The following is a 19,707-nucleotide window of genomic DNA, read 5'->3' as shown; positions in this document are numbered from 1 at the left end:
TCCATGTTTTCATTAATGCAACGTCAGGCCGCCGGCGAGCTTGCCCGGCCGGGCCTGTTTCAAATTCGCTTACATTGACTTTTTCGGAGTAAGCAGTAGCGGCCTGAGCGAGTGCCAACTGTCGCCTTTATCAAAACTTACATTCCCGCTAACGGTGTACTGTCTGTTCTCTTCCAAACCGTTATAAACAGCAACACTCAACCACTGCTGTATCCGTCGATTGCCATGTTCGCCAGCCGTGACAGGCACCCCATTACGTAATACCGCGCCGCTTTCAATGGCCAACGTGAAGGGCTGGCCTGGCGCAGCGAAAGGCCAGAGCAGCGCCCCGGATACCTCGAGCATTGCACCGTTCTGGGTGAGTTTGGAGCGCCGAAGTTCGCCGTTGTTTTCCGCTTGCGGGCACGTGATGTTGATATCGAAAACCAGCGGCTGGACGCGCAAGTCCACAGCGGTGGAGGGCGCCGAGCGCACGCCATCTTCATCGACAATGTGGTAGAACACGGTGAAACGCCTGCTGTTATCCGCGCCGGGTTGATGCATGTTCGCGGCGACAACGGAGGGGTCTATCTTGAATCGTCGGCCGCCTTCTTCCACCGGTGTGTCGGTAATCTGCTTGCCGTTTTGCTCATAACCGTCCCAGTGAACCTCAAAGTGTTCGCCTGGGCGCAAAGGGATATCAGGCACCGTTACATAAGCCCCGAGAATTGCGTAGTCCGCCAATAGCTTTTGCTTGCCCGGCGTATCCGCTTCGGCACGCTCAATGGCCGGTGCGGCAAGGCTGCGTGCCGTTTCAAACTCGACCTCCAGGCTATCGGAAGTCAACGCATGCCCGGCACGTGCTACCTGGTAGAACACTTGATGGTCACCCGCTACAAGCAGGCTTGCGTCAACCCGAAATACGGTTTCATCGCCTTCCAGGCTACTCGCATCCATGCGCGCAAACTGCACCGCAGGCTCGATCTGGGCGGGGCTTTTCCAGTGCAGCAGCAAGTAGTCGCCCGCTTGAATACCCGGATATGAAGGTATGCGAACAGTTACTCCATTGGGGAACTTGCCAGGGTCGAGCGGTGTGCCCGTAAAGCCATCGACTTCGGGTTCGGGCAACAGGTCGACCGGGCTCGGCGCACTTGCTACCGCCACTTCCTGCACAGGCGATTCAATTGTTTCTCCATTACCGGCCAGCGTGATGGTGTACCGGAACTCCACCCGTCCATTCTGCACGCGCATGAAATGCGACTTGGCGACTTGCCATTGCAGAGGCTCAGCCAGGTTGGTCTCGGTCACCTCGTAAACTTCGCTCGCCGGTGGCGTTACTTCCTCGCCCGCAGCATTAAACTTGCGCGCCATGAGCTCGATGCTGTCGCCAACCTGCAAGGCCCGGTAGCGTGGCGCAAACAGGCGCACACCCGCAGAGACCAGATCCGAAACAACAATCACGCGATCATGCGACTCACGTGCCTGCGCCACCGATAATGTTTCGGCACTACCACTACGGTCGCGCAAACCCAGGTAACAAAAAACCCGCATTGAATCCGGCGTGCTCTCTGCTACGTCATCAACCTTATAAGATAAAAATGCCCACCCACCGTTGAAGGCTTCAACAAAACGATTGCTGACGCTTGCCACCATCGTTTTTGTCGTGTCGTAGTCGAAAGGCACTTCACGCATCGCGTCAAGTTCATCAAAAGGGGTGCCGTCTGCAGCGACGCCGCGCCAGATCGGATAAATATATTGACCAAACCTGATATCCGCATCCGTGATGACAAATTCCAGGTTTGCACCGTTCATGTTTTTGACATCAATTTCACCCCACGCATTTTGCGTTGGGATTTCAGGGGCGGGATTGTGCGGGGACTGTTCAGCCCGCTCTTCCAGTGTGCGTTTGGGCGCCATGAACATACTCCAAGGGGATTCGAGATGCCCTTAGTTGTACGGCTCAACACCGCGGCTGGCTACTGGCAGAAATAACAGGTAGCACTCGCCCGCCAGGCACGCGGGCACCTGTTAATTCTGACAGGTGTCACAGCACGGCAAGTTGAATAAGCTCCAAACAGGCAGCACGCCACCATGGCCCCAGCGATTCACATCGATTCTTTCTTATGTCTGTTCAAATAACCTGAACAGGGAGCCCAAAAAAATGAAGCACTTACATTACCGTCGCCTCGCCGTCACAACGGCCATCAAACGAGCAATGCTGGCTGCACCTTTGCTTTTAAGTGGGGTTGTCGCCCATGCCGCAACCCAGGCGGACCCAACGCCCATCCTCGCGCTATACCAGACAGTGGAGAACAACACCGAACCTGCTTGCGGACTGGAGCTGCCCGCAACGGGCAGCGGCACTACCGTGAAACTGCTACCCAAAAAAGCTTGCCCAGCCAACGCCAGAGAGCCCCACGCAATTCGCATTCGAAACGTGCCGATCAAATCGACATTTCTGCTGACTGATAACGAGCGCTGCGAAAAGGCCAACAGCGCCTGGGTCGAACTCGACACCAGCCGCGCCAACGCTTCTCTGGAAAAACTGGGCATTGACAAGATCTGGACCTACGCGGGCAGCCCGGAGAAACCCGGTTACCTGACCAACAGCGGCCTCGATAGCAATGCACCCAGCCGCGGCTTCAGGATCATCGGTAAAGGCAACCCGGTCGCGCAGGGGGAACTTGCCTGCATCGTGGTTACCATGGCCCCAGGAGGCAATTGATCATGGTCAATTCTTCCGGGATACACAGCAACGCCACCAACTTCCAGAGCTTCGTGCAGAACCATGTCGACCAGCGTACCGGCCAGTACAACCTGGCCATTGACTTGCAAGTGCCTGCCGGCAACGACCTGACCGGCCCCGGCCTGCCCTTGCGCCTGTCGTACAGCCCGTTCGACAACAGTGACTCAGGCTTCGGCACCGGTTGGCAACTGGCGATGACCCGGTACGTGCCCGCCACTCGAATGCTTACCCTGCACACGGGGGAAAGCTTCAAAGTGACAGGTACCGGCCCGCAACCCACAATTCGCGAAAAGAAAATTCACAGTTTCAACTTTTACGACGACGGCGAAAACGGCAATGGCCCGTACCGTGTAGAGCACAAGTCCGGCCTTGTGGAGATACTCACTCTGCAAGACGCGGTCAACCCCATCGCCCTGCCCGCCAAGGTCAGGGCGCCCTCCGGCCACGGGCTAACGCTCAGCTACGTCCCTGAGAACCGGCGGCTGGAAAAGATCATTGATGACAATGGCACGCTGCTGCTGGAGTTGAAGTACACCGACGCCAGGGTAACCATCGATACGCACCCCGGCGCCGGTGCCGACAACCTGCCATTCATGCGCTACCTGCTGGAACTGAGAAACCGGGCATTGGTGGAGGTAAAACTACCCCCCGAAGTGGGCGGCAACTGGCGTTTCGGCTACACCACAGCCAGGGGCCTGACCTGCCTTGCAAAAGTGTCCACACCTTCAGGCGCCGTGGAGGAGGTGCGCTATGGCGAGAACGACGACCCGGGCCACCTGCTGCCCGGCACGCGACCTCAAAGAGTGCTGCCACGGGTCACCACCCATGAAGTCAAACCCCGCGCCGACCAACCGCCGCTGAAAACAACCTACACCTACACGCACTTCGATGAGCAAAACAACATCGAGGTGGCGCACAGTTTTGTCGGCAGCAACAGCGATGTCAGCTGGCGTGACGACGGCGAGGACAACCTGTACCGGGCGCAATCCAGCTACCGCTACAGCGTCACCGCTCATTACTGGAAAGCGGGCAAGGTCGCGCGCAAACAGACGCAGACATTCAACCGCTACCACCTGCTGACCAAGCAAACGCTTGAAGAAGATGGCCATATCGAAGAGACCGAAACCGTCTTCCATGAACGCCCTGGCAACAGTTTCGACGATCAACCGCGCTACTTCCAGCTACCCAAAACCATCACCAAACGCTGGAAGCTGCGCGGTGACGCCAGCAAACTGCACCTGGAAACCGCGACCACCGTGTATGACGATTACGGCAACGTCATCGAGGAGCAAGCCCCCACGGGTGTACGCGTCACCTACGAGTACTACGACAAGGACGGCGAGAAGGATGGCGATACCTGGGCCTGCCCGCCAGACCCGCAAGGCTTTGTACGCAACGTCAAATGCAAGACGGTTTACCCCGTGCAGGGTTTGCCCGGCGAAGCCCCCGTCCAACGGACCCGGCTGACCTACAAGGCCTACCCGGCGCTGTCCAGCCTTGGCCAAGCGAGCGAATGGCTTGCACCTTGTGCAGAACAGGTGCTGCAAGTGTTCGATGCCGGCCAGCCCGGTGAGCGCGAACAGCTGCTGATAAAGGTAGAGCGGGCCTACCTGAACATGCCTGACAATGCCTTCCTGCACGGCCGCCCGGGCCACCAGGTGACCACCCGCTACGGTGAAGACAGCACCAACCCGGTACGCCGGGCCATTGAAAGCCGCACTTCACGTATCGAATGGGAGTACCGCAAGGTCGTCGACAAGGAACATGGCCTGGAATACTGGACCGATGAAACCGTGTCCGGCTTCGACCTGATGCAGAAGGCCACGAGCATGGCCGTGTCTGGCCTGCATGGCCAGAGCGTGTACGAAGAAGATGACACGGGTAACAGCATTCGCCGCCGCTACGACCCGCTCGGCCGCGTGATGGAGGAAACCGTGGCGCCAGGCCAGGGCGTGGACGAGGCCAAGGTAATCCATGCCTACGGGCTGGTCACCCACCCTGAAGAAGGCGCTGCCGGACTGGCCTGGCAGTCAGTCACTGGGAGTACGGGCGTGAGCACCTTCCTCACCTTCGATGGCTGCAGCCGGGTGGTGACCGAAGAGCGCGAAACGGACGCCACGGATACCGCACCGGGTACTGACAATTCGCGGCAGCGTAATGTGGTTGCGCAGCGCAAGTACGATGAACTGGGCCAACTGAGCGAAGAAACCACCTTCGACTACTATGACGGCAAGAGCCTGACGCTGACCTCTACCTTCGAATACGATGCCTGGAGCCGGCTGCGCAAGACCACCTTGCCGAACGGCGCTACGCAGCACTGTGAATACTCGCCATTTGGCGAAACAGGTGACATCGTCACCCACTGGATGGAAACACCGGACAAACGTGGTGTTCGCCAGCAGCAGCAGGTTACCGAGAGCAATCGCTTCGACAAACTGTCGAGTCAGTACCGGCTGGACGACGCAGGCCAGGCCATTGGCCGGCATGATTCAAGCTACGACGGCCTTGGCCGCTGCATCAGCGAAGAACACACCTTCAAACGAAACGACCGCCTGGTCAAACGTATCAGCACGTACACCTACGACGCCGAAGGCCGCGTGGCCCGTACCGAAAGGCCCGATCAGTCTGCGGTGCTCAGCCAGTTCGCGCTGCACAGTGCTGCCCCATTGGCCGAACAACTGCTGGTCGAGCGCCGCAAAGGTGTTGAACCCACCCTTGCCTGGCAACGGGATTACGATGGCCTTGATCGGTTAAAGTCGCTGAAGGCTGGTTTGCAACAGGAAACCTACACCTACAAGCGCAACACCTCGCTGGTAGAAACCCGCACCACTGCGCAGCGCACCTTCACCTACCACTACCGCCCCACGCGCTCGGCCCAACCCAACCTGATCGACGTTGACGCCGTAAAAAGTTCGACGTTCGATTACGACACCAAAACCTCGGCCATCAGTACGGCCAGCGACGCACAAGGCGAGCACATCTATACCTACACCGATCAAGGCTACCTGCTGAAAACCCAATGGCAGGGCCAGGACGCCAAAGGCCACCACTGCAACTATCGCAATTCGCTGCAGGGCCTGCCATTGGGCTACACCGAAAGTGACGGCGCTGAGGTGATCCACGACTACAACGACCTGGGGCAACTGCAACAGACCCGGCAAGGTGACCTGGTCGCAACGTTCGAGTACGACACGCTCGGGCGACTGAGGAAAACCACGACACAGGACCTGGCCAACGAACAGGTACTGGTATGCGAGCAGACTTACGACGAACTTGGCCGAGAGAACAACCGCGAACAAACGCTCACCCGACCCGATGGCTCCACTCTCACCCAAAGCATCGCGCTGGAGTGGCAGGAAGATGACCAACTGCGTACCCGCACCCTCACACGTGACGGCGAACAATTGTTGGTGGAAACTTTCGACTACGATGCACTCGACCGGCTGGAGCAACACCAATGCCAAGGTTCCACCCTGCCGCGCAACGCTGCTGGCCGGGCTATCAAGAGCCAGTACTTCGTCTACGACGAACTGAACAACCTCATCGAGTGCTACACCGATTTTGCCGACAACGCATCGGACGAAGCCTTCTATACCTACGACGGCTTCATCCTGAAACTGGCGGAGCACTCCCTGCAGCCTGATTATCCGGCCAGCCAGGTGTTCGACCACGATGCCGAAGGCAACCTGTTGAACGACGAACAAGGCAACAAGCTGGTGTACGACGACCATGGCCGCCTGAGCGAAGTACAACGGGCCAGCGATGGGCAACCCCTGTATCGCTTCCGCTATGACGGCCATAACGACCTGATCGGCGTACGTCATGAGCAAGCCGCGGAAGTGTCGCGCCGTTACCAAGGCTACCGGATAAGCAGTACACGCGATGCCGACTTGCTCACCGAGTACCTGTACGCAGGCGACCGCCCTCTGGGGTTGCAACGCCCAGGCCAAACCGCAGACAACCGGCTGTACGCGACCGACGCGGCAAACAGTGTGGTGGGTGAATGCAGCCGTGATGAACTGCACGATAACGCGTACACCGCCTATGGCGATTCACCGGACAACGACCAACTGGTGGGCCTGCTCGGCTTCAACGGCGAAGCCCGCGAACTAGCCTTGGGCTGGTCGCTGCTGGGGCGCGGCTACCGTGCCTACAACCCTGGGCTGATGCGTTTCCACAGCCCGGACACGGCGGCGCCAGAATATGCCGGTATCAACCCGTATGTGTACTGCGGCGGCAACCCGGTCAACTGGCACGACCCCAGCGGCCACTACGGCATGCGGCACAGCGCGGAGGCGCCGTACGTCCCGCCCAAACCACTGAAGGCCAAGGCCGACTGGCGATCCTGGCTTGGCGTGGCCATGGGTGCTGTCTTTGCTGTGGTCAGTTTCATGTTCCTACCGCCGGTAGGCCTGACCATGGCATTCGCCTTTGGCGCAGCCAGCCTTGCCATTGACGTGGCCGCTACGGCGGTTTCTGTGGGGGCACTGGTGACAGGGAGCGCTTCGGCTAACGACTGGGCGTTCTGGCTGGGGACGGCCAGTGCGCTGAGTACGTTGGGGCTCATGGGGTATAGCCGGCTGGGGGCGAGGGCAGCAGCAGATGCAACTGTCAACGCCACTTTGCCAGGCAAGTTGTATGCCTCTAGCGACGTTGTTACTTCCACGGTTACCAACGTTTTTAACACCACCAACAAGACAGTCAACGTGTACAGAACCACCAATAATATTAAAAAGATTACAAAAGTCGCCCCGAGAAAGGCTGCCACACTAAACCTTCCAGAAAACTTCATCTACAGGAAGAACCCTATCTTCGATGAAAGTTTTTCGTCATCTACACTCCAACCCTCGACAACCTCTCTTCCTGCAAATATCGTGCAGGATACGTCTCAAATTAACGAAACCTTCACTATCACTACAAGCCCAGCCCCCAAAGCACCAACTGTTGAAGACACTATAGAAACAGGCGCGATCAAAGACGGCTTCAGGAAAAATGGGAAAGGAAAGTGGCAGCCAATCTCTACACTTCGTGATTTCAGAAATGGTAAATTTGTCTTAGGTTCATAACTTTATAGGCGGCCTTCGCCGAAGGCCGCCACCGCATACAAGAAGCCAGATAAAAGGCCGAATAAATCGGAATTTCCCTACAGAATATGAGCCGTCGTTCTCGCTATCTTCAGCCACCTTAACTGGCTTGCTTCTTAAGCTGCATTCCAAATTGAACAGCGAGCGCTGCAGAGCCTATCAGCCGGCGCAAACCAACGGTTCCTTCTTATGCGTAACGCCACTCGAAACCGGCGGTTGCCTGTACGCCCTTACTCAGTTCTAATTTTATCTGGTGCGAGTATTAGCCTGCTATTCGCACTTGTCGCTCCCGCTACATCCGATGAAAGAAAAGTTCAATTCAACCCCAACTTCATGCGCCAAACTCCAGGCCACTCCAGCGACGCCAGCGTTGCCGCCCTGAGCACACTGGCCACCCAAGCTACCCTGGCGCCCGGCCGCTACCAGGTTGAAGTGCTGGTCAACCTGGCCCCAGCGGGCAAGCATGAAATAGATTTCCGTGAACGCAGCGACGGCAAGGGCCTGGAGCCCTGCCTCAGCGCCAGCCTGCTGCGAGAGCTGGGCCTGCGTGAACAGGGCCTGGCCGAGCCACTGCCCAGCGACGAGCGCTGCGTCGACCTGCCCGTACTCGTGCCCGACGCCACCTATGACCTGGACCCCGGCCAACTCCAGCTGGCGCTGTCCATCCCGCAGATCGCCCTGCGCCGCGATGTGGCTGGCAGCGTTGCACCCGAGCGCTGGGACAACGGCATCAATGCCGCCTTCGTCAGCTACCAAGCCTCCGCGCAGCATTTCAGCGGCAAAACCGGCAAATCCAGAAGCAACCAGGACCTGTACCTCAACGGCGGAATCAACCTGGGCGGCTGGCGACTGCGCAGCAGCCAAAGCTGGCGCGACGACGGCGAAGGCCAGGACTGGGTGCACTTCAACACCTACGCCCAGCACGACCTACCCGGCCAATGGGGCACGCTGACCCTGGGCGAAACCTTCAGCAACGGCGATGTGTTCCGCAGCCTGCCTATCAAAGGCGTACAGCTGGCCACCGACATGGGCATGCTGCCCGATGTGATGCAAAGTTACGCGCCAGTGATCCGCGGCGTGGCTCAAAGCCGGGCCAAGCTGGAGGTGCTGCAGAACGGCTACCCGATCTATTCCACCTACGTTGCCGCCGGCCCTTACGAAATCAACGACCTGGGCATCGGCGGCGGCAGCGGCGACCTGGAAATCGTCCTCACCGAGGCCGATGGCCAAGTGCGCCGTTTCATCCAGCCCTACTCCACCCTCAGCAACCTGCTGCGCGAAGGCGTGTGGCGCTACAACCTGGTGGCCGGGCGCTATGACGGCGCCGATGGCATCGACAACCCCGCACTGTGGCAAGCCACCCTGGCCCGCGGCGGCCAGTGGGGCACCACCCTGTATGGCGGGCTGTTGGGCAGTGAGTATTACGATGCCGCCAACCTTGGCATCGCTCGCGACTTCGGCACCCTTGGTGCAGTGTCGCTGGACGTGACCCAGGCGCGTACCGACCTCGGCGAGCAAGGCGGCCAGGTGCAAGGGCAAAGTTATTCCGTGCGCTACGGCAAGGCCTTCCAGACCGGCACCAGCCTGCGCTTCGCCGGCTACCGCTACTCCACCGAAGGCTATCGCGAGTTTGACGAAGCCGTGCAGCAGCGCAATGCCTCCAGCCGCTATCAGGGCAACCGCCGCAGCCGCCTGGAAAGCTCGATCTACCAGACGTTCGGCAACCGCAACTCAATGAGCCTTACCCTTTCCCAGGACGATTACTGGGGCACCAACCGCCAGCGGCGCCAGTACCAGTTCCAGTTCAATACCCAGTACCGCCGGGTCAGCATCAACCTGTACGCCTCGCAGTCGTTGAGTGACGACCGCGGCAGCGACCGTATCGTTGGCTTGGGGGTCACCATCCCGCTGGGCTGGGGCACCTCAACGACTGCAAGTTTCGATGTGCAGGAAAGCAATGGCCGCTTCAGCGAACGCGCCACCTTGAACGGCGGTTCGCAGGACAACCGCCTGAGCTACCTGGCATCGCTGGCCAACGACGAACAGCAGCACAAGACCGCCTCGGCGTCAGTGGGCTACCAGACGCAGAAGGTAAACGTGGGTGCCGGCTACACCGAAGCGGATGAGTTCCGCAGCGTTTCGGTCAATGCCAGTGGCGCGGTGTTGGCGCATGCCGGCGGCATCGTGCTGGGGCAATACCTGGGCGAGACCACTGCGCTGGTGCACGTGCCCGATGTGCCCGGCGTTGGTGTCGACAACGTGCCCGGTGGTAGCACCGACAGCAGTGGCTACATCCTCGCCCCACACATGCGCCCCTACCGGGTCAACCAGGTAACCCTGCAAACCGACCAGCTCGGCCCGGATGTGGAAATCGAAAACGGTGCCACCCAGGTTGTCCCCCGCCGAGGCGCGGTCGCTCTGGCAACTTTCAAAGCACGCCAGGTCAGCCGCCTGATCCTGACCTTGCAACATACCGACGGCCGCCCGCTGCCCTTCGGTACCCAGGTCAATGACCAACAGGGCAAGCACCTGGCGGTAGTGGGCCAGGCTGGCCAGGCGCTGATTGCGACAGATGCCCAGGCACAAACCCTGGAGGCGCGCTGGGGCGACCGCGCCGAACAGCGTTGCCGGTTGAAAATCGACCCGGCAACCATGCCAGAAGAGCAAGGCTACCGCCTGCAGACCTCGCGCTGCCCTACCCCATGACCCAGCCCGTGCGACGATGCCGCAGGCTTGCAACAGGAACCGACCATGCCCCACTTTTCGCGTTATTTCATCGGCCTCGCTGCTGCGGCGACGATGATGACACTGTCAAGCCAGGCCCATGCCCTGGGATGCCAATGGCCAACCACCACAGGCCCGTTGCAGTTCACGCACAACCTCGCCGGTGTGAGATGGGTGGCACGCGATGCACCCGTGGGTAGCAAAATCTACTCAGCCACTAACACTGGCGTACGAGGCCCCGGCTTTGCCTTGAAGTGCGACAACGACGGGACACTAAGCCTGACCGCCACTATGGGGACGCCATTACCTGTCGCCCCCGGTACCTTCCCCCCCGTCGACGGGAAGGATGTGACGGGCAAAGTGTTACAAACCACCATTCCGGGCGTAGGCCTTTATCTGGAACTGGGCGGCTTTCTCAACGCAACGTCCAGCAACTCGTTCCAGGCAAACGACGGTGGTATCGGCGCCGTTCCCTATGTGGGTGAAAACCAGAGGGACATGAGGCCCACGTTCATGGAAATGACCAATCTCTCCATCAAGTACATGGCCTTGATCAAGACCGGCCCCATACCGCCTGGCGTCAGTTCATTCAACCAGGAGGTCGTCAGGGGTGTCGTCAGCGATGTAGGGGATGCCGTAAGACTGAACCTGGGCGGGCAAGTCCAGCAGGCCCAGTGCACGCTCAGGGCCGATGCCGTCAGTGCCAACCCGGTACCACTTGGCACCCACGACATTGCCGACTTCACAGGCCAGGGCAGCACCAGCGATCCGGTTGATTTCTACATTACCCTCAACGACTGCGAGGACGACCCGGCAGGCAGCGTTGCCCGTGCGTTCATGCGCCTGGACGGCGTGGACGGCTCGGTGCCGGTGGACCGTGACCTGGGATTGTTCACCCTGACCACCGACTCGAGCGCCAGCGGCATCGGTATCCAGGTGATGCGCAGCGACAATACCCCACTGAAACTCGAAGAGTTCGTGGATATGGTGCCCCTTAGCCCCGGCATTACGCGCCTCGATCTTCGTGCCCGGTATTATCAGACCCAAGCAACGGTGACTCCCGGCGAGGCCAAAGGCGCATTGAACTTCACCATCGAATACCGCTAAGGGGCGGCCTTGGCCGGGTAGCCATGGCCCCGCAATTTTGCAGGCAAAAAAAAACGCACCAAAGGAAATTTATAATTCCTTGGTGCGTTTTGTATTGGAGCGGGAAACGAGACTCGAACTCGCGACCCCGACCTTGGCAAGGTCGTGCTCTACCAACTGAGCTATTCCCGCATTTGAAACTTTTACAACCTACTACACCGTCATGAACGCCATAGTTTTAAAAACTGGAGCGGGAAACGAGACTCGAACTCGCGACCCCGACCTTGGCAAGGTCGTGCTCTACCAACTGAGCTATTCCCGCAAATGGCGTCCCCTAGGGGACTCGAACCCCTGTTACCGCCGTGAAAGGGCGGTGTCCTAGGCCACTAGACGAAGGGGACACACAACACTTTTCAGTGCACCAGATTTGAACCTCACGATTCACCCTGGGTTTTCTTTTCCTGCCCCGCCGTGAGGCGCTGCCGGAGAAACTGGAGCGGGAAACGAGACTCGAACTCGCGACCCCGACCTTGGCAAGGTCGTGCTCTACCAACTGAGCTATTCCCGCAAATGGCGTCCCCTAGGGGACTCGAACCCCTGTTACCGCCGTGAAAGGGCGGTGTCCTAGGCCACTAGACGAAGGGGACACGCTACAAGCATTACTGCCTGCTTTCACTCCCTGCCGCGTTCCGCTGTGTGCTTTACGCTGCAAGTGGCGCGCATTCTATGGATGCCTTGAAAGGTCGTCAACCCTTTTCTAGAAATTTATTTAAATCAATGACTTCGCTCTCTATATAGGCTGCTCGAAAGGTGCGTCCAAGGATTGGCGTTGATTTTCTGGCGGGCTGAACGCAAAGTGCCATCACTGGAGAAATCCGGCGACGAGCCGACACAGAGTCACGTGGCGCCCTGGCTGGCCTGTTCGCTACACTCTCAATGTAAAACTTCCTGATGAGGCGTTAACGGTGACACCACTTCTGATCACACTGCTCATCGTTGCGGGTATCGCGTTGCTGATCGTGATCGGCTACCTCAACAACGTGGTCGAGAACAGCAAACTGGAGCGCGCGCGGCTGAAGATCGAACTCGCCGACCGCGTACGCCGCTGTGGCGAAATCACCGAGACCTTCCCCGGCCAGTTCATGACCCCGGCGCTCAAGCTGTTGCTCACGCGCCTGGAGCTCAACCTCGATCAGCGGCAACTGGCGCTGGACAAGAACAATGCCGAACTAAAAGCACGCATCGCCGAACTGGAAGGCCTGGTTGCCCAAGGCGAGCGAATCCCGGTGAACAACCCGCCCACCCCGATCCTGACCGAGGCCAAGGCCAAGGATGTGCGCTTCTTGCTGGAGGCTTTGCACACGCAGATCGTCAAGGCCACCCAGGAGAACGTCCTGCAAACGACCGAGGGCAAGCATTGGGTAAAGGAGATTCGCCACCTGCTGGTGCTGCTGCACATCGAGTTCTTCAACAACCTGGGCCAGCAGGCGTTGCAGCAAGAGCAGCCAGGCCAGGCGCGCCTGGCGTTCGAGCGCGGTGTGCAGTATTTGCGCAAACAGCCTGAACCCAAGGTGTATGAAGAGCAGCTGACCTACCTGGAGAAACTGCTGGCCCGGGCCAATGCCCAGGTGCTGGACCAGATGGAGCCGGCCGAGAATGACGAAAACGCACTGACCCAAGGGCTCAAGACAGACCAGGAAGAAACCTGGAAAAAGCGGGTCATCTACGATTGATGTGAACAACGCCGGCAAGCCACAGATACAGCGCAGCCCCTGTAGGAGCCGGCTTGCCGGCGATGGGCTGCGCAGCAGCCCTGATAACGCAGGCTAGCAGTCGGTCAACTCCAGGAAGACCGCCGCCAACCGCTCCAGCCCCCGCTGGTCCGCCTCACTGAAGCGCGCCAGCTTCGGGCTGTCCAAATCGAGCACACCAATCAGCCTGCCCTCCTTCACCAGCGGAATCACCAACTCACTATTGGATGCGCTGTCACAGGCAATATGCCCCGGGAAGGCGTGCACGTCTTCCACCCGCTGGGTCTGCCGAGTGGCCGCTGCTGCGCCGCACACGCCGCGGCTGAACGGAATGCGCACACAAGCCACCTGGCCCTGGAACGGGCCCAGCACCAGCTCTTCATTACGGTTGAGGTAGAACCCGGCCCAGTTCAGGTCGTCCACCTGGTTGTACAAAAACGCCGAAAACTGCGCGGCATTGGCGATGAAGTCACGCTCGTCGGCGAACAGCGCCTGCACTTGCGCAGCCAGCAGGTCATAGCCGTCGAGGCCGGCGCCACTGGCATTGAGGTCGATCATTTATTTCTGCTCCAACAATTGCAGCCCCACCCAATAACGGGCGAACTGGTAGGCACAACGGCCATTACGGTTGCCGCGGCCGGTAGCCCAGCGCACGGCGAGGATGTCGAGTGCTTCGTCACGCTGCCAGGCCAGGCCGGCAGAGCGCGCCAGCTGGCCAATCCAGTGCTCGACCACATCGAGGAAATGCTCCTGGGTGAAGGGGTAGAACGACAGCCACAGGCCAAAACGGTCGGACAAGGCGATCTTGTCTTCCACCGCCTCGCTGGGGTGCAGTTCGCCGTCGACGCGCTTCCAGTTTTCGTTGTCACTCTCTTTTTCCGGCACCAGGTGGCGGCGGTTGGAGGTGGCGTACAACAACACGTTGTCCGGCGCCTGCTCCAGCGAGCCGTCGAGCACGCTCTTGAGCACCCGGTAGTCGCCCTCCCCGGCTTCGAACGACAGGTCGTCGCAGAACAGGACAAAACGTTGCGGCAGCTTCTGCAGTTGCTCGACCACACGCGGCAAATCAGCCAGATGGTCACGCTCGATCTCGATCAGGCGCAGGCCGGCTGCGGCGTGCTCGGCCAGCAGCGCGCGCACCAGCGACGATTTGCCCGTACCACGCGAGCCCCACAGCAGCGCATGGTTGGCCGGCAGGCCATTGATGAACTGATGGGTATTGCGGCCCAGCTGGTCACGTTGCTTGTCGACGCCGATCAGGTCGGTCAGGCGGATGTCCAGGCTCACTTGCAGCGGCATCAAGTAGCCGGTACGGCCATCGCGCTGCCAGCGGGCGGCCAGCGTAGTGTTCCAGTCGATGTCCGCACGCGGTGCCGGCAACAGCGGCTCAAGGCGCGCCAGCACGGACTCTGCGCGTTCCAGAAAAGCATTCAAGCGGGCGTCCATGACGACTCCTAGCAAGACAGGTGAGATTTGAAGCTGAATGTGCGACAGGCCCACCAGCAGCCGTGGCTGATCGGCTATGCTTGCGCAGCGCAAGGGACGTGAAACCGGCTCGGGGCTCATGGATATCAAGTTCACCAATCGCCTGTCATACAAGCAAGCCCGGTTGACAGTCCTGGTCGGCTTCATCCTGGGAACATTGCTCAGTCTCATCCAGATCGGCATCGATTATGCCAGCGAAGACGCATCCATCAACCGTGAAGTGCAAGCATTGCTGCAAATCAGCCACAACCCGGCCTCGCGCATCGCCTATAACATCGACTCGGAACTGGCCCTGGAACTGACCCGGGGCCTGCTGCAGTCACCGGCCGTGTTCCGCGCGCGCTTGATCGACAACAACGAAACCGTACTGGCCGATGTCGAACGCGTCCGGCTGCAGGACAGCTACCGGCCCTTGAGCGATTTTCTGTTCGGCGAACAGCGCCAGTTCCAGGAGCGCCTGTTCCTTACCCATATGCCCGAAGAGTACCTCGGCACGCTGTACCTGGACGTCGACACCTTCGCCTTCGGCAGCCGCTTCCTGGACCGCGCCGGGGTCACGCTGCTCAACGGCTTTGCCCGCAGCCTGGTGCTCACCGGCATCCTCCTGGCACTGTTCTACATGATGCTGACCAAACCCTTGGTGAAAGTGATCGGCGCACTCAGCGGCCGCGACCCCCGCCACCCCGGGCAAACCCGCCTTGACTGCCCTCCCGGCCACGAACTCGATGAAATCGGCGTGCTGGTAAAGGTCGCCAACCAGCAACTGGTCAGCATGGCTACAGAAATCCAGCAACGGCGCACCGCCGAAAACCGCCTGACCCAGTACCTCAACGAGCTGGAAGACATCGTTTCGGCCCGCACCGAAGAGCTCAAGGCCAGCAACAGCCGCCTCAGCCAGTCCAACCAGGAGCTGGAGCAAGCCCGTCAGCGCGCCCTGGACATGGCCCAGGCCCGAGCGGCGTTCCTGGCCAACATGAGCCATGAAATTCGCACCCCGCTCAACGGCATGCTCGGCATGATCGCCCTGGCCCTGGACAGCCCGCTGGAGAGTGAGCAGCGCCAGCAGCTGTCGATTGCCCACGACTCGGGCAAGGTGCTGGTGGAACTGCTCAACGATATTCTCGACCTGTCCAAGTTCGATGCCGGGCAGCTTGAACTCGAACGCATCCCCTTCGACCTGGGCGCGATGGTGGAGGACACCGCCAACCTGTTATCGCAGAACGCCGCGCAAAGCGTCGAGCTGACTTGCCTGATCGCCAGTGACTTCCCAAGTTCGGTACTGGGCGACCCGACCCGGGTACGCCAGGTAGTGAGCAACTTGCTGTCCAATGCCCTCAAGTTCACCCGGTTCGGCCGCGTCGACGTGTGCCTGACCACCATCGTCGGCGGCGTGCGCCTGGCAGTGCGCGACACCGGCATCGGCATTGCCGAAGATGCACAGGCACGCATCTTCCAGCCGTTCACACAGGCCGGCGCCGGCATTACCCGCCAATACGGCGGCACGGGCCTGGGCCTGGCACTGACCCGCAACCTGTGCAAAGCCATGCAGGGCCACCTGCACATCCGCTCCGAACCAGGTTTGGGCAGCTGCTTCAGCGCCGAATTACCGCTGACCACCCACACCGAGGCCATTGCACCTGCGCCGCTGGAGGGCCGCGTGGTGGCGCTGAGCAACGCCGCCAGCGGCCTTGGCGAACTGCTGCAGGACGTGCTGCCGCGCTGGGGCCTGAGCTACTCAAGGCATGACAGTGCCCAGGCACTGGCGGGCGCCACCATCGACCTGTTGATCACCGACGACCTGGACCACTTGTTCCAGCTGCGCCCTGCGCTGACAGCACCGATCCTGCTGGTGACGGCCTACGGCAATTTCCTGTCGCCAGAACAGGCGGCGCAACTGGCCCCGCTGCATCAGCTGGCCCGCCCCCTGGCACGCAATGCCTTGTATCAGACACTGCGCCGCACCCTGCAGGGCCATGCACCCGAACACCCGCTGGCCATCCCCGCACTCACCGCCACCGACGGCCGGGCGCGCATTCTGCTGGTGGAGGACAACCCGGTGAACCAACTGGTGGCCAAGGGCATGCTGGCCAAGCTCGGCTGCCTGGTGCAGGTGGCCACCCAGGGCGTCGAGGCGCTGGAATGGCTCGAGCAGGAAGACTTCGACCTGGTGTTGATGGACTGCAACATGCCGGTGATGGACGGCTACGAGGCCAGCCGACGCATCCGCCAGAGCGGCCGCTGGCCAGAACTGCCGATCGTTGCCCTGACCGCCAACGCCATGCCCGAAGAGCGCGAGCGCTGCCGGGCGGCGGGCATGAACGACTACCTGGCCAAGCCGTTCCGGCGTGAAGAACTACTGGCGCTGATCGACCACTGGGTGCCGCTCAGCGGCTGAGCAGGCGCTCGATATCGGCCTCGAGTGCCTGCGGCTTGGTGGTTGGCGCATAGCGCGTGACCTTGCCGCTGGCCGGTTCGAACAAAAACTTGGTGAAATTCCACTTGATCTTCTGCGACCCGAGCAGGCCTGGCGCACGCTGCTTGAGCTCGACGAACAGCGGGTGGGCCCCCGGGCCGTTGACCTCGACCTTGCGAAACAGCGGGAAACTCACGCCGAAATTACGCTCGCAGAACTGCGCGATCTCCCGCGCCTCCCCCGGCTCCTGCTTGCCGAACTGGTTGCACGGGAAACCCAGCACCACCAGGCCACGCTCGCGGTAAAGCTGCCACAGGTGCTCCAGCCCCTTGTACTGCGGGGTGAAGCCGCACTGGCTGGCGGTATTGACCACCAGCAGCGCCTTGCCTGCAAAGTCGCCCAGCACCTTGCGCTCACCGGCCAAGGTCACGCAGGGGATGTCCAGCATCGATTCAGCCATGGTCAGGCTCCGTCACGCGGTTTGAAGTCCAGGCACACCGAGTTGATGCAGTAACGCAGGCCGGTCGGTGGCGGGCCGTCGGGGAACACATGGCCCAGGTGGGCGTCACATTGCGCGCAGGTCACCTCGGTGCGGATCATGCCGTGGGAGGTGTCGCGCGTCTCGATCATCGCGCTGTCTTCGATCGGCGCGTAAAAACTCGGCCAGCCGCAGCCAGAGTCGAATTTCGTGTTCGAATCGAACAGCGGCAGGTCGCAGCAGATGCAATGGTAGGTACCCGCACGCTTTTCGCTGTTGTACTTGCCGGTAAACGGCCGCTCGGTACCTTTGAGGCGGCACACCTGGTACTGCTCCGGGTCGAGCATCGCACGCCATTGTTCAAGGGTTTTGTCGATCTTTTGCATGTAGGGACCTCGGCAGGCTGAATTTCACCTCGCGCCGTCTTTTCCGTAGCGCGGGTGGCACGTATATTAGTTGGCTTCGTGTGCAAGGCCTCAAGTCTGGCACCCGCGCCCCGCCCTTTCAAACCTTTCGACGGCGGCGCACCGCGTATTCTCAATCGGGATCACATCATGCAGTTCAGCAAATCGAACAAGCTCGCCAATGTCTGCTACGACATTCGCGGCCCGGTGCTCAAGCACGCCAAACGCCTGGAAGAGGAAGGCCACCGCATCCTCAAGCTGAACATCGGCAACCCGGCGCCGTTTGGCTTCGAAGCGCCGGACGAAATCCTCCAGGATGTGATCCGCAACCTGCCCACCGCCCAAGGCTACAGCGACTCCAAAGGCCTGTTCAGCGCGCGCAAGGCGGTGATGCAGTACTGCCAGCAGAAGGAAATCGAAGGCGTCACCATCGAGGACATCTACCTGGGCAATGGTGTGTCCGAGCTGATCGTCATGTCGATGCAGGCACTGCTCAACAACGGCGACGAAGTGCTGATCCCGGCCCCCGACTACCCGCTGTGGACCGCCGCGGTGAGCCTGGCTGGCGGCAAGCCGGTGCATTACCTGTGCGACGAGCAGGCCGACTGGTTCCCTGACCTTGAAGACATCAAGGCCAAAATCACCCCGAATACCAAGGCCCTGGTCATCATCAACCCGAACAACCCGACCGGCGCCGTCTATTCCAAAGAGTTGCTGCTGGGCATGCAGGAGCTGGCACGCCAGCACAACCTGGTGGTGTTCTCCGACGAGATCTACGACAAGATCCTCTATGACGAGGCCGTGCACATCAGCACCGCGTCGCTGGCCCCGGACCTGCTGTGCCTGACCTTCAACGGCCTGTCCAAGTCGTACCGGGTGGCGGGCTTCCGCTCCGGCTGGCTGATCATCTCCGGGCCCAAGCACCACGCCCAGAGCTACATCGAAGGCATCGACATGCTGGCCAACATGCGCCTGTGCGCCAACGTGCCGGCCCAGCACGCCATCCAGACTGCGCTGGGCGGCTATCAGAGCATCAATGACCTGGTGCTGCCGCCGGGCCGGCTGCTGGAGCAGCGCAACCGCACCTATGAGCTGCTCAATGACATCCCAGGGGTGAGCTGCGTCAAGCCGATGGGTGCGCTGTATGCCTTCCCGCGGATCGACCCTAAAGTCTGCCCGATCCTCAACGACGAGAAGTTCGCGCTGGACCTGCTGCTGTCTGAGAAGCTGCTGATCGTCCAGGGCACGGCGTTCAACTGGCCGTGGCCGGACCACTTCCGCGTGGTGACCTTGCCACGGGTGGATGACCTGGAGGCTGCGATTGGCCGGATTGGCAACTTCCTGCGCACGTATTCGCAGTAAGTACCGGCCTCATCGCCGGCAAGCCGGCTACCACAGAACAGCACAGGTCCTCAGAACTGTGGTGTACCTGTGGGAGCCGGCTTGCCGGCGATTGGGCTGCAAAGCAGCCCCCTGCAACCCCACATAACCTTTCTTACATCCTGCAACGCTCTAGCTCAATGCCCCCGCCAGATCCTCTGCCATACTCCGCCGTAC

General features: G+C 60.5%; 12 protein-coding genes and 5 tRNA genes. 7 read left to right on the top strand and 10 right to left on the bottom strand.

All coding sequences use genetic code 11. The features are described 5' to 3' along the window. Positions 1–69 precede the first annotated feature (69 nt). Positions 70–1,896, bottom strand: coding sequence for a hypothetical protein (locus ACEWE8_RS22920; RefSeq protein WP_046786580.1), 1,827 nt, complete (start codon positions 1,894–1,896; stop codon positions 70–72). 244 nt (positions 1,897–2,140) lie between these two features. On the opposite strand from ACEWE8_RS22920, the gene ACEWE8_RS22915 reads away from it, so the two are divergent. The 4 genes from ACEWE8_RS22915 to ACEWE8_RS22900 all read left to right on the top strand — a co-directional run bounded on the left by ACEWE8_RS22915 (position 2,141) and on the right by ACEWE8_RS22900 (position 11,640). After that, complete coding sequence (locus ACEWE8_RS22915; RefSeq protein WP_144415475.1) at positions 2,141–2,704, top strand: hypothetical protein; 564 nt, start codon at positions 2,141–2,143, stop codon at positions 2,702–2,704. Positions 2,705–2,706: 2 nt separating this feature from the next. Continuing rightward, on the top strand, positions 2,707–7,791 hold the full coding sequence (locus ACEWE8_RS22910) for an RHS repeat domain-containing protein (protein ID WP_046786582.1): 5,085 nt from the start codon (positions 2,707–2,709) through the stop codon (positions 7,789–7,791). Between the two features lie 207 nt (positions 7,792–7,998). Then, entirely contained in the window at positions 7,999–10,515 is a 2,517-nt protein-coding gene (locus ACEWE8_RS22905) for a fimbria/pilus outer membrane usher protein (protein ID WP_046786583.1), read from the top strand. 45 nt (positions 10,516–10,560) lie between these two features. Continuing rightward, positions 10,561–11,640 (top strand): fimbrial protein, encoded by a 1,080-nt coding sequence (locus ACEWE8_RS22900; RefSeq protein WP_046786584.1) that lies wholly within the window; start codon positions 10,561–10,563, stop codon positions 11,638–11,640. 95 nt (positions 11,641–11,735) lie between these two features. Here ACEWE8_RS22900 and ACEWE8_RS22895 read toward each other — a convergent pair. From ACEWE8_RS22895 to ACEWE8_RS22875, 5 genes are all read right to left on the bottom strand, one after another. After that, positions 11,736–11,811 (bottom strand) — tRNA-Gly (locus tag ACEWE8_RS22895). A 54-nt stretch (positions 11,812–11,865) separates the two neighbouring features. Continuing rightward, positions 11,866–11,941 (bottom strand) — tRNA-Gly (locus ACEWE8_RS22890). A gap of 3 nt (positions 11,942–11,944) precedes the next feature. Next, positions 11,945–12,020 (bottom strand) — tRNA-Glu (locus ACEWE8_RS22885). Positions 12,021–12,111: 91 nt separating this feature from the next. Next, positions 12,112–12,187 (bottom strand) — tRNA-Gly (locus ACEWE8_RS22880). Between the two features lie 3 nt (positions 12,188–12,190). Next, positions 12,191–12,266: transfer RNA gene (locus tag ACEWE8_RS22875), tRNA-Glu, on the bottom strand. 318 nt (positions 12,267–12,584) lie between these two features. On the opposite strand from ACEWE8_RS22875, the gene ACEWE8_RS22870 reads away from it, so the two are divergent. Continuing rightward, positions 12,585–13,352 carry a hypothetical protein gene (locus tag ACEWE8_RS22870; RefSeq protein ID WP_046786585.1) on the top strand — a complete coding sequence of 256 codons (768 nt, stop codon included), beginning with the start codon at positions 12,585–12,587 and terminating at the stop codon, positions 13,350–13,352. A 93-nt stretch (positions 13,353–13,445) separates the two neighbouring features. Here ACEWE8_RS22870 and ACEWE8_RS22865 read toward each other — a convergent pair whose 3' ends face one another. Together ACEWE8_RS22865 and ACEWE8_RS22860 are read right to left on the bottom strand one after the other, a co-directional pair. Further along, on the bottom strand, positions 13,446–13,928 hold the full coding sequence (locus ACEWE8_RS22865; RefSeq protein WP_046786586.1) for a GAF domain-containing protein: 483 nt from the start codon (positions 13,926–13,928) through the stop codon (positions 13,446–13,448). After that, a complete protein-coding gene (locus ACEWE8_RS22860) occupies positions 13,929–14,816 on the bottom strand; it encodes an ATP-binding protein (protein ID WP_046786587.1) in 888 nt (295 codons plus the stop codon). Positions 14,817–14,892: 76 nt separating this feature from the next. Between ACEWE8_RS22860 and ACEWE8_RS22855 the strand changes: the two genes are divergently transcribed. Further along, a complete protein-coding gene (locus tag ACEWE8_RS22855) occupies positions 14,893–17,250 on the top strand; it encodes a response regulator (protein ID WP_046786588.1) in 2,358 nt (785 codons plus the stop codon). On the opposite strand, the gene ACEWE8_RS22850 is transcribed toward ACEWE8_RS22855, so the two are convergent. Together ACEWE8_RS22850 and msrB are read right to left on the bottom strand one after the other, a co-directional pair. Further along, positions 17,240–17,728 (bottom strand): glutathione peroxidase, encoded by a 489-nt coding sequence (locus ACEWE8_RS22850; RefSeq protein WP_046786589.1) that lies wholly within the window; start codon positions 17,726–17,728, stop codon positions 17,240–17,242. The two genes, ACEWE8_RS22855 and ACEWE8_RS22850, sit on opposite strands and share 11 nt — an antisense overlap. A 2-nt stretch (positions 17,729–17,730) precedes the next feature. Further along, on the bottom strand, positions 17,731–18,132 hold the full coding sequence (gene msrB, locus ACEWE8_RS22845) for a peptide-methionine (R)-S-oxide reductase MsrB (protein WP_046786590.1): 402 nt from the start codon (positions 18,130–18,132) through the stop codon (positions 17,731–17,733). Positions 18,133–18,300: 168 nt separating this feature from the next. On the opposite strand from msrB, the gene ACEWE8_RS22840 reads away from it, so the two are divergent. Then, positions 18,301–19,512 carry a pyridoxal phosphate-dependent aminotransferase gene (locus tag ACEWE8_RS22840; RefSeq protein WP_046786591.1) on the top strand — a complete coding sequence of 404 codons (1,212 nt, stop codon included), beginning with the start codon at positions 18,301–18,303 and terminating at the stop codon, positions 19,510–19,512. The last annotated feature ends 195 nt before the right edge of the window (positions 19,513–19,707 follow it).

This window comes from Pseudomonas sp. TR47 (assembly GCF_044143025.1).
Lineage (GTDB): Bacteria > Pseudomonadota > Gammaproteobacteria > Pseudomonadales > Pseudomonadaceae > Aquipseudomonas > Aquipseudomonas putida_E.
Note: the sequence above shows the minus strand (reverse complement) of the source record. Positions and strands in the feature narration are given on the sequence as shown.

Coding starts and splice junctions, on each gene's coding strand:
- ACEWE8_RS22920 (WP_046786580.1), bottom strand. CDS start 1,896: ATGGCGCCCAAACGCACACTGGAAGAGCGGGCTGAACAGTCCCCGCAC.
- ACEWE8_RS22915 (WP_144415475.1), top strand. CDS start 2,141: ATGAAGCACTTACATTACCGTCGCCTCGCCGTCACAACGGCCATCAAA.
- ACEWE8_RS22910 (WP_046786582.1), top strand. CDS start 2,707: ATGGTCAATTCTTCCGGGATACACAGCAACGCCACCAACTTCCAGAGC.
- ACEWE8_RS22905 (WP_046786583.1), top strand. CDS start 7,999: ATGCGTAACGCCACTCGAAACCGGCGGTTGCCTGTACGCCCTTACTCA.
- ACEWE8_RS22900 (WP_046786584.1), top strand. CDS start 10,561: ATGCCCCACTTTTCGCGTTATTTCATCGGCCTCGCTGCTGCGGCGACG.
- ACEWE8_RS22865 (WP_046786586.1), bottom strand. CDS start 13,928: ATGATCGACCTCAATGCCAGTGGCGCCGGCCTCGACGGCTATGACCTG.
- ACEWE8_RS22860 (WP_046786587.1), bottom strand. CDS start 14,816: ATGGACGCCCGCTTGAATGCTTTTCTGGAACGCGCAGAGTCCGTGCTG.
- ACEWE8_RS22855 (WP_046786588.1), top strand. CDS start 14,893: ATGCTTGCGCAGCGCAAGGGACGTGAAACCGGCTCGGGGCTCATGGAT.
- ACEWE8_RS22850 (WP_046786589.1), bottom strand. CDS start 17,728: ATGGCTGAATCGATGCTGGACATCCCCTGCGTGACCTTGGCCGGTGAG.
- msrB (WP_046786590.1), bottom strand. CDS start 18,132: ATGCAAAAGATCGACAAAACCCTTGAACAATGGCGTGCGATGCTCGAC.
- ACEWE8_RS22840 (WP_046786591.1), top strand. CDS start 18,301: ATGCAGTTCAGCAAATCGAACAAGCTCGCCAATGTCTGCTACGACATT.